At 71.0% G+C, this 12721-nt stretch carries 11 protein-coding genes and 1 pseudogene; 5 read left to right on the top strand and 7 right to left on the bottom strand.

What is annotated here, in order from left to right; translation table 11 throughout:
* Positions 1–30: 30 nt before the first annotated feature.
* From D7044_RS03590 to D7044_RS03605, 4 genes are all read right to left on the bottom strand, one after another.
* Positions 31–723 (bottom strand): ABC transporter ATP-binding protein, encoded by a 693-nt coding sequence (locus D7044_RS03590; protein ID WP_120687973.1) that lies wholly within the window; start codon positions 721–723, stop codon positions 31–33.
* On the bottom strand, positions 710–1471 hold the full coding sequence (locus D7044_RS03595) for an ABC transporter ATP-binding protein (RefSeq protein ID WP_120681431.1): 762 nt from the start codon (positions 1469–1471) through the stop codon (positions 710–712). Before D7044_RS03595 ends, D7044_RS03590 begins: the two co-directional genes overlap by 14 nt.
* A gap of 321 nt (positions 1472–1792) precedes the next feature.
* Positions 1793–2833 carry an aminotransferase class V-fold PLP-dependent enzyme gene (locus tag D7044_RS03600; RefSeq protein ID WP_120687974.1) on the bottom strand — a complete coding sequence of 347 codons (1041 nt, stop codon included), beginning with the start codon at positions 2831–2833 and terminating at the stop codon, positions 1793–1795.
* A gap of 80 nt (positions 2834–2913) precedes the next feature.
* Positions 2914–3666, bottom strand: coding sequence for a TetR/AcrR family transcriptional regulator (locus D7044_RS03605; RefSeq protein WP_233564864.1), 753 nt, complete (start codon positions 3664–3666; stop codon positions 2914–2916).
* 145 nt (positions 3667–3811) lie between these two features.
* Here D7044_RS03605 and D7044_RS03610 point away from each other — a divergent pair, with 145 nt between their 5' ends.
* Entirely contained in the window at positions 3812–5038 is a 1227-nt protein-coding gene (locus D7044_RS03610; RefSeq protein ID WP_120687975.1) for a DUF418 domain-containing protein, read from the top strand.
* A 109-nt stretch (positions 5039–5147) separates the two neighbouring features.
* On the opposite strand, the gene dnaE is transcribed toward D7044_RS03610, so the two are convergent.
* Positions 5148–8681, bottom strand: coding sequence for a DNA polymerase III subunit alpha (gene dnaE, locus D7044_RS03615; RefSeq protein ID WP_120681425.1), 3534 nt, complete (start codon positions 8679–8681; stop codon positions 5148–5150).
* A gap of 263 nt (positions 8682–8944) precedes the next feature.
* Here dnaE and D7044_RS03620 point away from each other — a divergent pair, with 263 nt between their 5' ends.
* From D7044_RS03620 to D7044_RS03630, 3 genes are all read left to right on the top strand, one after another.
* Positions 8945–9649: a DUF4396 domain-containing protein gene (locus D7044_RS03620; RefSeq protein ID WP_120687976.1), complete on the top strand. Its 705-nt coding sequence runs from the start codon at positions 8945–8947 to the stop codon at positions 9647–9649.
* Between the two features lie 169 nt (positions 9650–9818).
* On the top strand, positions 9819–10160 hold the full coding sequence (locus D7044_RS03625; protein WP_120681421.1) for a PadR family transcriptional regulator: 342 nt from the start codon (positions 9819–9821) through the stop codon (positions 10158–10160).
* Positions 10157–11104, top strand: coding sequence for a permease prefix domain 1-containing protein (locus D7044_RS03630; protein ID WP_120687977.1), 948 nt, complete (start codon positions 10157–10159; stop codon positions 11102–11104). The genes D7044_RS03625 and D7044_RS03630 overlap by 4 nt, the downstream gene beginning before the upstream one ends.
* A 61-nt stretch (positions 11105–11165) precedes the next feature.
* On the opposite strand, the gene D7044_RS03635 is transcribed toward D7044_RS03630, so the two are convergent.
* Positions 11166–11375 (bottom strand): DUF397 domain-containing protein, encoded by a 210-nt coding sequence (locus D7044_RS03635; protein WP_120687978.1) that lies wholly within the window; start codon positions 11373–11375, stop codon positions 11166–11168.
* Entirely contained in the window at positions 11363–12169 is an 807-nt protein-coding gene (locus D7044_RS03640) for a helix-turn-helix domain-containing protein (RefSeq protein WP_120687979.1), read from the bottom strand. Before D7044_RS03640 ends, D7044_RS03635 begins: the two co-directional genes overlap by 13 nt.
* Before the next feature lie 152 nt (positions 12170–12321).
* Here D7044_RS03640 and D7044_RS03645 point away from each other — a divergent pair.
* Positions 12322–12594, top strand: a pseudogene (locus D7044_RS03645) (hypothetical protein); the annotation flags it as partial.
* Positions 12595–12721: the final 127 nt, after the last annotated feature.

Consider the following 12721-nt stretch of genomic DNA (forward strand, 5'->3'; position numbering starts at 1 on the left):
TCCGCGCCGGAACGCGGTCAGCAGTCGACGTCAGATCCCGAGGTACGACAGCAGTTCGCGCTCCCGCGAACGCACCTCGGAGTTCTCCATCGCCTCCACGACGCGCCCCTCGGCCAGCAGGTAGTGCCGGTCGGCGACGCCGGTGGCGAAGTGCAGGTTCTGCTCGACCAGCAGCACGGTGACCCCGTGCCGCTTGGCCTCGTGTAGCAGGTCGCCGACCTGCCGCACCAGCAGTGGGGAGAGCCCCTCGGTCGGTTCGTCGCAGAGCAGCAGCCGGGCGCCCATGCGCAGCACCCGGGCCAGGGCGAGCATCTGCTGCTCACCGCCGGAGAGGGTGGTGGCGGCCGAGTCCCGCCGCTGGTGCAGGGCGGGGAACGCCTCGTACACCCGCTCCAGCGGCCACGGGTCGGGGCCGACGGTGGGCGGCAGTGTGAGGTTCTCCGCGACGCTGAGCGTGGCGTAGCTGCCCCGGTCGTCCGGCACCCAGCCGAGCCCGAGCCGGGCCCGCCGGTACGCCGGCAGCCGACCGATGTCGCGTCCGTCCAGCTCGACAGTGCCCCGCTGCCCGGGGTGCAGCCCCATGACGCAGCGCAGCAGGGTGGACTTGCCGGCGCCGTTGCGACCCACCAGGGTCACCACCTCACCGGCGGCGACGTCGAGGCTGACGTCCCGCAGCACCTGCGCCTCGCCGTACCAGGCGCTGAGGTTGTCAATGCGCAGCATCGGTGGCTCCCAGGTAGGCGGTGATGACCCGCTCGTCGGCGCGGACCTCGTCGTACGGGCCCTCGACGAGGACTTTTCCGGCCTGGAGCACGGTGACGGTGTCGGCGAGGCGGCCGACCACGCTCATGTTGTGCTCGACCATCACCACGGTGCGGCCCGGGCGCACCCGGGCGATCAGTTCGACGGTGCGGTCGACGTCCTCCAGCCCCATGCCGGCGGTGGGCTCGTCGAGCAGCAGCACCTTCGGGTCCAGGGCGAGCGCGATGGCCAGTTCGAGGGCCCGTTTGCGCCCGTACGCGAGGGCCTCGGCGGGGGCGTGGGTGAGGTCGGCGAGCCCGACCATGTCGAGCAGTTCGGCGGCGCGGTCGTGGTAGCGGGCCATCAGCTTCGCCGACCGCCAGAACCGCCAGCCGAGCCCGCTGGGCGACTGCAACGCCAGCTCGACGTGCTCTCCGGCGGTGAGTTGGGGGAAGAGGCTGGTGATCTGGAACGAGCGGGCGACACCGAGGCGGGCCACCTGCTCCGGGGGCAGCCCGGTGACGTCCCGGCCGGCCAGTTCGATGCGCCCGGCGGTGGGGCGCAGGAAGCCGGTGAGCAGGTTGAACAGGGTCGTCTTGCCGGCGCCGTTGGGGCCGACGAGCGCGTGGACGGTCTCCGGCGCGATGTCGAGGTCGACGCCGTCGACCGCCCGGAAGCCCCGGAAGTCGCGGGTCAGCCCGCGAGCCGACAGGAGCGCTTGCCCGGCCATCGCCATCTCCTCCGACGTCTCCGGCGACGGTCGGATGGGTGACAGTCGTCACATGGCCGTCGCGTTCAGGAAACGTACGGCGGCGCACATGAGTCGAGCCATGTCGATGTCCCACACATTCCCGGGCATCGACACGGCTCCATCCGCCACATCGAGCGCCCGGCACCGACTGTCCGGCGGCCCGTCCGGGCAACTCACCCACATCGATGCCTGGTCGCATGTGCGGGACCCACCCGGTTCGGGGTGCGCCTCGGCCGGGCCCACCACGGGCGCCCGGAGAGCCGGGACGCCGGGTCCGCGCGTCGGAGGGCGTACCGGCGGTCAGTCCAGCAGCGCCGCCAGGGCCAGGTCGACGTCCTCGTCGGTCGAGTAGAGGTGGAACGAGGCGCGGATCCGACCAGCCCGCACCGCCGCGCGGACGCCGGCCCGGGCCAGCCGCTCCTGCGCGTCCGGCACCTCGACGGTCACGATGGCGCTCTCCCCCGGCGTCCGGCCGAGCCCGGTGAGCAGCCGGTTGGCGAGCGCCACGTCGTGCGCCCGGATCGCCGGCAGCCCGATGTCGAGGAGCAGCTCCATGGCGGGCGCGAGACCGACCCAGCTGAACCAGGCCGGGGAGATGTCGAACCGGCGGGCGTCGTCGGCCAGCCGCAGCGGCGGCCCGTAGTAGGAGGCGTGCGGGTCGTCGCCCGCGTACCAGCCGGCCGCGTCGGGTCGCAGCCGCTCGCGCAGCGCCGGGGCCAGGTAGGCCAGCGCCGCCCCGCGCGGCCCCATCAGCCACTTGTAGGCCGCGGCCACCACCACGTCGGCCCGGGTGCCGTCGAAGGGCAGCCAGCCGGCGGCCTGGGTGGCGTCCACCACGACCTGCGCGCCGTACGCCCTGGCCGCGGCCACGATCTCGTCGTACGCGGCGATCGTGCCGTCGGCGGACTGCACGAGGCTGAACGCGACCAGGTCGGTGTCGGCGTCGATCGCGTCGACCAGCCCGGCGAGCGGCACCGTGCGCACCTGAACACCGCGCTCGGCCTGCACCAGCCAGGGGAAGAGGTTGGAGGTGAACTCCACGTCGGGCACCACCACGGTGGCCCCGGCGGGCAGCGCCGCCGCCACGGGCGCGAGCAGCTGGGAGGCGCTGGCGCCGATGGCCACGTCCCGGGCGGGCACGCCGCCGATCAGCCGGGCGAAGGCGGCCCGGGACCTGTCGACGGACTCGCCCCACCCCTCCCAGGAGGTACGCCCCACCCGCCAGTCGGCGAGTGCCTCCTGCAGGGCGGCCCACGCCGGCTCGGGCGGCAGCCCGTAGCTGGCGGTGTTCAGCCAACCGGGCTCCGGCTGCCACAGCTTCTGCGCGGTGTCGAGTTCCATGTGGCCGACGCTAGCCGCGCGGGCCGGCGCGGTGGATGGCCAAAGCGCGGCCGGCGGCCTGCGCCCTGGCGGGTGGCCGGTCAGGCTCGCGCGGCGGCGCTGATCGCGGCGGCGACCCCGTCGAGGATCAGGTCGAGTCCGACGTCGAAGTCGGCCTGGTCGGGGTCGTCGGCGGGCGGCTGTTCGAAGAGCCCGGAGGTGAAGAGCGCGGCGACCTCGGGGAAGCGCTCGGCGTCGACGAGGCCCGCCAGCGCCCGGCCGTACTCCTGCTCGACCTGGGGCTGGTCGAGGCCGCTCTCCCGCCGCCCCTCGGCCATGTCCACCCGCAGTTGGGAGGAGCTGCGCACGTAGCCGGAGAGCAGGGTCAGGATGCCGACCTTCGCGCCCCAGTCGAGGGCGGTGTCGCGGAGGGCGGTCAGGCAGGCGTCCATCCAGCTGATCGCGTTCGGGCCGCTGGGTGGGCCGCTGATCGGCAGGTGGGGCAGCCAGGCGTGGCGGGCATGCACGGCCCGGAGGGCGTACGCCCAGGCGTGCAGGGCGGCCCGCCAGCCGCCGGGGCCGGCCGGGAGCTCCGGTGCGGGGCCGGTGGCCGCGTCGCCCATCAGCACGAGCAGCTCCTCCTTGGAGCCGACGTACCGGTAGAGGGACATCGAGGTGACCCCCAGCTCCTTGGCGATCTTGCCGAGGGTGACGCCCGCAAGCCCGTCGCGGTCGGCCAGCGCCACGGCGGCCTGGACGACCTGGTCGACGTCGAGGGCGGCCGGTCGGCCGAGGCGGGACTCCGCCGGCAGTCGCCACAGCCGGGCCAGCCCCACCGGAATCTCGTCGCCCATGACCGGCAGCCACCTCCATTCGGGTCCGAGCCGAGCCCCCATCATCGCTCAGCGCCGGGGCGGGGCCGCGCCCCGACGCGACTTTGTTTACGCCATATAGTTTAGGGCGTATGGTTAGTGCTTCCAACCGGAAGAGGGGGAGACGATGACTCTCGACGTGCAGGCGCGCACCGGGGAACGGGCGGCGCCACCGGTCTCGGGCGGGAGACGGATCCTCGCGCCGGACCTGGCCCGCGGCGCCATGCTGCTGCTCATCGCGCTGGCCAACGCCACGGGGGTGTTCCTGGCCTCGACCCCGGGGGTGGACCCGACGCCGCACGGCCCCGAGCGGGTCTGGAACGTCTTCCTCTTCCTCTTCGTGCACGCCCGCGCGCTACCGCTCTTCGCCCTGATGTTCGGCTACGGCCTCGTCCAGTTCGCCCGCCACCAGGACGAGGCCGGACGCCCACCGGGGAAGGTGCGCGCGCTGCTGCTGCGCCGCAACGCCTGGCTCTTCGCCTTCGGCCTGGCGCACGGCGTGCTGCTCTACTCCGGTGACGTGCTCGGCGCGTACGGCCTCATCGGGATCGCGTTCACCGTGCTCCTGCTCCGGCGCGGCGACCGGGTCCACCGCCTCGCGCCCGGGTACCTGATCCTCGCCGCCCTCTACGTCCTCGGCCTCGCCGCGCTGGTGCTGCACGGCCTGGCGACGGGGTCCGGCGGCGCGGCCGGCGTGCCGACCAGCGACTTCCCGTCGGTGACGGAGCCCAGCTACGGCGCGTCGCTCGCGGCCCGGGTGGGCGAGCGGCCGGCGACCGTGCTCAGCATGCTCCCGATGATCCTGTTCATCTGGATCGGCGCCTGGGCGGCCCGCCGCCGGCTGCTCGACGAGCCGGCGAAGCACCGCCGCCTGCTGCGCCGGGGTGCCACCGTCGGGCTCACCGTGGCCGTCCTGGGCGGCCTGCCGATGGGCCTGCTCGCCGCTGGCTTCCTGCACGCCGACGCCGACACCGCCGGGTACGCCAAGATGCTCTACGAGACGGCCGGCTTCTTCGGCGGCATCGGCTACGGCTGCCTCTTCGGCCTGCTCGCGCTGCGGGTGTCGAGCTGGTCGGCGGCCTCCCGGCGGCAGCTGCCCGTCACCGCGCTCGCCGCGCTGGGCCGGCGCTCACTCAGCGGCTACCTGGTGCAGTCCGTCGCCTGGCTGGTGCTGGCCTCCCCGTACGCCCTCGCGCTCGGGGACCGGCTCGGCAGCCCCACCTTCGTCGCGGCCGGCAGCGCGCTGCTGGTCTGGCTGGGCACGCTGGTCGGCGCGTACCTGATGCACCGCCGGGCCCGGCGCGGGCCGGCGGAAGTCCTGCTCCGCCGCCTCGCCTACGGCCGGCGAGGCTGACCCGGCCGCCCCGCCCCCGGCAACCCGCGTCGATCATGAGGTTTGCGGCGCCGACGGTGATCGACTTCGCCGCAAACCTCATGATCGACGTCAGCGGGGGCCGGGGCGGTCAGCTCACGTTCGCCGGGCCGAGGACGCTCTTCAGGTCGGCCATCAGGGCGGTGGTGGCCGCCACCCGGAACGGACCGAGCCGCAGGGTCGTGGTCTTGCTGCCGTTGAGGAGCTTGACGTGCACCTCGGCGTCGCCGGGGTGCAGCACCAGCGTCTCCTTGAGCCGCTCGACCAGGGGCGGGGTGCACCGGGTCACCGGGATGGTGAGGGTGACGGGCTTGTTCGCCGCGCTGGTGCTGACGTCCGGCATCGACATGTCCATCGCCATGATGCGCGGCGTGTCGTCGCGGCGGTCCACCCGCCCCTTCACCACCACGATCGCGTCCTCGGCGATGTACTGGCCGATCACCTCGTAGGTGTTCGGGAAGAAGAGCGTCTCCACGCCACCCGCGAGGTCCTCGAGGGTCGCCGAGGCCCACGCCCGCCCCTGCTTGGTGACCCGGCGCTGCACGCCGGAGAGGATCCCGGCGAGGGTGACGACCGCCCCGTCCGGCACCGCGCCCTCCTCGGCGAGGGCGGTGATGGTGGTGTCCGCCGCCGCGTTGAGGATGTGCTCCAGGCCGAAGAGGGGGTGGTCGGAGACGTAGAGGCCGAGCATCTCCCGTTCGAAGGCGAGCTTGTCGCGCTTGTCCCACTCACTCTCGCCGATCACCGGCATGACGTTGACGCTGGTGGTGGTCTCCACGTCGCCGAAGCCCGCGCCGAACAGGTCGTACTGGCCGGTGGCCTCCTTGCGCTTGACGTCGGCGTACGCGTCGATGGCGTCCGCGTGCACCTGGAGCAGCCCCTTGCGGCTGTGCCCGAGCGAGTCGAACGCACCGGCCTTGATCAGCGATTCGATGGTCTTCTTGTTGCAGGCGACCGCGTCCACCTTCGAGAGGAAGTCGTAGAAGTCGGCGTAGGCGCTCTTCTCGTCGCGGCACCGCATGATCGAGGCGACCACGTTCGCGCCGACGTTGCGCACCGCGGCCAGCCCGAAGCGGATGTCCTTGCCGACCGGGGTGAACGGGCCCGCGGAGGTGTTCACGTCCGGGGGCAGCACCTGGATCCGCATCCGCCGGCACTCGGAGAGGTAGAGCGCCATCTTGTCCTTGTCGTCGCCGACGCTGGTCAGCAGCCCCGCCATGTACTCGGCCGGGTAGTGCGCCTTGAGGTACGCGGTCCAGTAGGAGACCAGCCCGTACGCGGCGGAGTGCGCCTTGTTGAAGGCGTAGCCGGCGAACGGGACGAGCACGTCCCACACCGCCTGGATCGCCTCGTCGGAGTAGCCGCGCTCGCGGCAGCCGTCGCGGAACGGCACGAACTCCTTGTCGAGGATCTCCTTCTTCTTCTTGCCCATCGCCCGGCGCAGCAGGTCGGCCTGGCCGAGGGTGTAGCCAGCGAGGATCTGCGCGGCGCGCTGCACCTGCTCCTGGTAGACGATCAGGCCGTAGGTGGGGGCGAGGATCTCCCGCAGCGGCTCCTCCAGCTCCGGATGGATCGGGGTGATCTCCTGGAGGCCGTTCTTGCGCAGCGCGTAGTTGGTGTGCGAGTCGACGCCCATCGGGCCGGGCCGGTAGAGCGCCAGAACGGCGGAGATGTCCTCGAAGTTGTCCGGCTTCATCAGCCGCAGCAGCGAGCGCATCGGCCCGCCGTCGAGCTGGAACACGCCCAGCGTGTCGCCCCGGGCCAGCAGCTCGTAGGCGGCCTTGTCGTCCAGCGGCAGGGCCAGCAGGTCCAGCTCCTTGCCGTGGTTGAGCTCGATGTTCTTGACCGCGTCGTCGATGATCGTCAGGTTGCGCAGGCCGAGGAAGTCCATCTTCAACAGCCCGAGCGACTCGCACGTCGGGTAGTCGAACTGGGTGATGATGACCCCGTCGGAGTCCCGGCGCATCAGCGGGATGTGATCGATGATCGGCTCGGCGGACATGATGACGCCGGCGGCGTGCACGCCGGTCTGCCGGATCAGCCCCTCGATGCCCTTCGCGGTGTCGATGACCTTCTTGACGTCCGGGTCGGACTCGTAGAGGCCGCGGATCTCACCGGCCTCGGCGTACCGGGGGTGCTTCGGGTCGAAGATGCCGGTGAGCGGGATGTCCTTGCCCATCACCGCCGGGGGCATCGCCTTGGTGATCCGGTCGCCGACCGCGTACGGGAAGCCGAGCACCCGGGCCGAGTCCTTGATCGCGGCCTTCGCCTTGATCGTGCCGAAGGTGGCGATCTGCGCGACCTTGTCCTCGCCCCACTTGTCGGTGACGTACTTGATCACCTCACCGCGCCGGCGCTCGTCGAAGTCGATGTCGACGTCCGGCATCGAGACGCGCTCGGGGTTGAGGAACCGCTCGAAGATCAGCCCGTGCGGGATCGGGTCCAGGTCGGTGATGCCGAGCGCGTACGCCACCAGCGAGCCGGCGGCCGAGCCACGGCCGGGGCCGACCGCGATGCCCTGGCTCTTCGCCCACTGAATGAAGTCCGCGACCACGAGGAAGTACGACGGGAAGCCCATCTGGTTGATGACGCCCAGCTCGTACTCGGCCTGCTTGAGGTGCCCCTCCGGAATTCCGTTCGGGTAGCGGCGGTGCAGGCCGGCGAAGGTCTCCTTGCGGAACCAGGACTCCTCGGTCTCCCCCTCCGGGACCGGGAAGCGGGGCATCAGGTTGTGGAACTCGAACATGCCCGCCGGGTCGACCTTCTCGGCCACCAGCAGGGTGTTGCGGCAGCCCTCAAGCCAGAGCTCCGAGGTGTTGACCCCGCGCATCTCGTCGGCGGACTTGATGTAGTAGCCGCCGCCCTCGAGGCGGAACCGGTTGGGGTCGGCGATGTTGCTGGCGGTCTGCACGCAGAGCAGCACGTCGTGCGCCTCGGCCTGCGACTCGGTGGTGTAGTGCGAGTCGTTGGTGATCACCGGCGGGATGTCGAGCTTCCGGCCGACCTCGATCAGCCCGTCGCGGACCCGCTTCTCGATGTCCAGGCCGTGGTCCATCAGCTCCAGGAAGTAGTTCTCCTTGCCGAAGATGTCCTGGTATGCGCCGGCGACCTTGAGCGCCTCGTCGAACTGCCCGAGCCGCAGCCGGGTCTGCACGGCGCCGGAGGGGCAGCCGGTGGTGGCCATGATCCCCTGGGCGTACTCGGCGATCAGCTCCATGTCCATCCGGGGCCACTTGACGTAGTGGCCCTCCATGGAGGCGCGCGAGTTGAGCTTGAAGAGGTTGTGCAGCCCGGTCTTGTTCTGCGCCCACATGGTCATGTGGGTGATCGCGCCGTTACCGGAGACGTCGTCGCTCTTCTGCTCCGGGCGACCCCACTTGACCCGCTGCTTGTGGAAGCGTGACTCCGGCGCGACGTACGCCTCGACGCCGAGGATCGGCTTGACCCCGGCGGCCATCGCCTGCTTGTAGAAGTCGTTGGCGCCGTGCATGTTGCCGTGGTCGGTCATCGCCACCGCCGGCATCTCCTGCCGGCTGACCTCGGCGAACAGGTCCTTGAGTCGGGCCGCTCCGTCGAGCATCGAGTACTCGGTGTGTACGTGCAGATGCGCGAACGAATCGCCCATGCGAGGCGCCCCCCAGGTGTGGATCTTGGCGGTCGGAGCCGACCGGGAACCACCCTACCGAGGTCAACTCCGAGGCTCCACCGTCCGCGCCGGGGCCCGTGGCCGGTGTCTCCTTTCCCTGCCCGCCGCAGCCGCACGCCTACCGCGTGTGCGACCGGTTGCAGTGGGTAATGGTCGCCGGCGCGCCGGGCCTCGACGCAGGAACCAGCCTGCGTACTTCACGGTGATCGCCGAGATGCAGCTCAGTGCGCGGCCGAACGGAGATGAGCGTGCAACCGACATGGCTCGTGATGCTCTCGTGGGCAGCGCTCTCCGTGGGATTCGCCAGCACCGCGGCCATCGTCGTCGACCACGTTGTTCTCCGATATCGTCAGCCGTCCAGGGTAATGGAGATAGTCTGGCCGACCACCGCGCTCTACTTCGGCCCGGCAGCCGTGCTGACCTACCACAAATGGGGTAGACCCCAATCTCGCCGGTGGCTGGAGCGGTACGGCAACCCGCCCAAGAGGTCGCGACACGCCGCCGGAGTGATCGAGACGTTTCACTGTGCGACACACTGCACCCTGGGCGCCATCATTGCGACGGTTACCGTCTTCAGCCTTGACCTCGAGATATTCGGTAGTGCCCGGTGGCCCGAATTCGTCGGGGACTATCTGGGCGCAGTGGCGATCGGAATCGCATTCCGATACGCCACCGAGGCTCGCACGGGTGGCCGACGAGCGCTGGCCGCGATGCGGAAGTTCTTCGCCGGCGATCTGCTGAGCGTGTCCTTCTTCGAGTTCGCGCTAATAGCCTGGCTGGTGCTGGCGGAACATTTTGTCTTCCACGAGACCCTTCGGCCCAGCAGTCCGGTGTTCTGGCTCATGGTCCAGATCGGGCTGCTCATCGGCCTCCTGGTCGCCTGGCCGCCTACCTTGTGGCTGATTCGCCGCGGCGTCAAACCCGACGTGCTTGGCACGCCTGCATAGGTAGCCGCGCCGGGCGCGCGGCGTCGATGCTCGGGCCGGTCCCGCCGAAGCCGCGCGCCGCCACCACAAGCCCACCAGGCCGCACAACATCGCCCGGGGCACACCGTTGTCAGTCACACGACACTGCATGGCTAGACATTAGTGTGTGGCACACAGTATCGTGTGATGCATGGCCAGCGACGAAGTGCTACGGACCCATCTCCAGGAGCTACGCCGGGGAACGGTCGTGGTGGCGAGCCTGATCGCATTGCGCCACCCCGACTACGGCTACTCACTGCTGCAACGGCTCACCGGGCACGGCTTCCCGGTGGACGCGAACACCCTCTACCCGCTGCTGCGCCGCCTCGAGGAACAGGGGCTGCTGACCAGCGAGTGGAACACCGAGGAAAGCCGGCCGCGCAAGTTCTACCGCACCAGCGACGAGGGCGAGTCGGTGCTCCACCGGCTCCTCGACGACCTCGCCGCCGTACAGACCTCTCTCACCGGGCTGATCGAAGGAGTAGAACGATGACCTCCCTGACCGACCGCTACCTCGCCGCCACCCTGCGGACCGTGCCGGCCGCGCGGCGCGAGGAGATCGCGACCGAGCTGCGCGGCTCGATCGAGGACATGATCGACGGCCGCCGCGCCGACGGGCGGGACGCCGAGGCCGCCGAGCGTGAGGTCCTCACCGAGCTGGGCAACCCCGCGAAGCTGGCGGCCCGCTACGCCGACCGGCGGCTCCAGCTCATCGGCCCGACCTACTACCTGGCCTGGGAGCGGCTGATGAAGCTGCTGCTCAGCTTCGTCCCGGCTGTGGTCGCGCTCGCCGTCGGCCTGGCGGAGGGGACCGACGGCAACGGCGGTGACGCGATCGGCAAGGCGGTCGTCGCCGCGATCCAGACCACTGTCAACATCGGCTTCTGGGTCACCCTGGTCTTCGCGGTGCTGGAGCGCACCAACGCCAAGCTCGACCTGCCGGAGTGGACCGTCGACCAGCTGCCCGAGGACCACACGAACCGGCAGATCGGCCTGGTCGACCTGGCCGCCTCGGTCGGCTGGCTGGTGCTGGTCATCGCCTACCTGCCGATCCAGCACTTCCGCTCGTTCGTGCCCGACAACGACGGCGGCAACCTGCCGATCCTCGACCCGGCGCTCTGGAGCTTCTGGCTGCCGTTCCTGATGGTGGTGCTGGTCGCCAGCGTCGGCCTGGAGTTCGCCAAGTACCGCGCCGGCCGCTGGACGTGGCCGCTGGTCGGGGTGAACGCGGCTCTGAACGTCGCGTTCTCGGCCCCGCTGATCTGGCTGATCTCGACCGACCGGCTGTTCAACCCGGACTTCGTCAACCGGTGGGAGTGGCTCTCCCAGCCGGAGAACCTGAACAACGTCGCCACGCTCGTCGTCGTCGGCACGGTGCTGATCGCCGGCTGGGACATCATCGACAGCTCGATCAAGGCGTACCGCAACCGGCACTGACGCGCTCCGGCGCGACGCGGCCCGGCACTCACGGGGGTGCCGGGCCGCAGCGCGTCCAACGCTAGTCGGGGGCGTGCAGGGCTCCAGTGGTGGCCGCGGCGAGGAAACCGGTCCAGGCCGCGGGGCCGAAGGCCAGCACCGGCCCACCCCGGTCCTTGCTGTCGCGTACGGCCACCACGTCGGCCAGGTTCGTCGCCACCTCGACACAGGTGGACCCGCCGTTGCTGCTGCGGGTCGACTTTCGCCAAACGGCGCCGCTCAGGTCCACCACTGCGCCACCTCCCGTATCAGTTCGCGAGACGCGCGACGGGGCAACGTCTCGCCTCGCACCCGCTCCCACGCCCGTTGAAGGCTGTTGACGTCATCAGGTCGATCAGTCACATGCGCACGTAACTGGTTATCAAGATGGGCCACCTCCGCGCCATCTGTCGTGCGCGCCAGGATGAACGGCCCGGCGAGCCCAGGATGCATGCCCGCGTCGGCAGGCACCACATGAATATCGATCTGAGGAAGTTCGCTCATCTCCACCAGATGGTTGAACTGCTGCGCCATCACGGCCGGTTCACCGATGCGCCGCCGCAGCACCGCCTCGTCGACGACGAAGACGACCTCCGGCGGGGACTCCCGGGTCAGCACCGCCTGGCGGGACAGCCGGGAGGTCACCCGCTGCTCCACCTCGGCCGCACGCAGCATGCCGCCGCCGGTCAGCACCGCGCGGGCGTACGCCTCGGTCTGCAGCAGGCCGGGGATCAGCGACGGCTCGAACCAGCGGATCAGCGTCGCCTCCGCCTCGACGGCGATCCACTCGCGTAGCCACGGCGGCGCGGCGTCGGCACGGACGAGGGTGAGCAGCCGTTCGAAGAAGCCCCGGGACTCCAGGGCCGCGTCGACGCGGGCCACGAAGTCCTGCGACGGCGTCCGGTGGCCGATCTCCACCATGCCGATCAGCGACGACGAGTAGTTGACCCGCTGGGCGAGCTCCTCCTGGCTCAACCCGCGATCCCGGCGGGCGCGGCGCAGCTCGCCGCCGAGGAACTCCAGCGTGGACAGTCGCTCGTCGCCCATCACACCTCCACCACAGCCCGGCCACCGGTCACCACCGGACGCCACCGGCGGCCGCCTCGACGCCCACCACCGGCCGGTGACCTGTCGACGCCTTCCGACCGTAGTCGGCCGGGCAGCAGAGTGTGAACAGGCACGGCGTGGAGGAGGGCGACATGGGCGGTGACGTGGTCCGTACCCCGGGAGGAGCGGTGAGCGCCGTGCGCCGACACGTCGCCGCGCGGCCGGCGTGGCGGTGCCGGGTGTGCGCGGCCCCGTGGCCGTGCCAGCCGGCGAAGCTGGCCCTGCGCGTCGAGTACGCGCACGACCCGGTGGGACTCTCCGTCTACCTGTGCGTGCTGCTGCACGACGCCGCCGCCGACTGGCTACGCCTCAACCCCCGCCCGCCGGACCCGGCGGAGCTCTTCGCCCGGTTCATCGCCTGGACGCGACCGTGCGGGGCGCACGTCGAGCGCAGCCGGGTGGAGGTGCTGCTCGCGCGGGTGGCCGCCGTGACCCGCACACCGGTGGCTCCGCCACGCCGGGGCGTCCGCCCCGGAGAAACACCCGGGCGAC

Origin of the sequence: Micromonospora musae (assembly GCF_003626635.1) — a bacterium.
In the GTDB taxonomy this organism is placed as follows: Bacteria; Actinomycetota; Actinomycetes; order Mycobacteriales; family Micromonosporaceae; genus Micromonospora; species Micromonospora musae.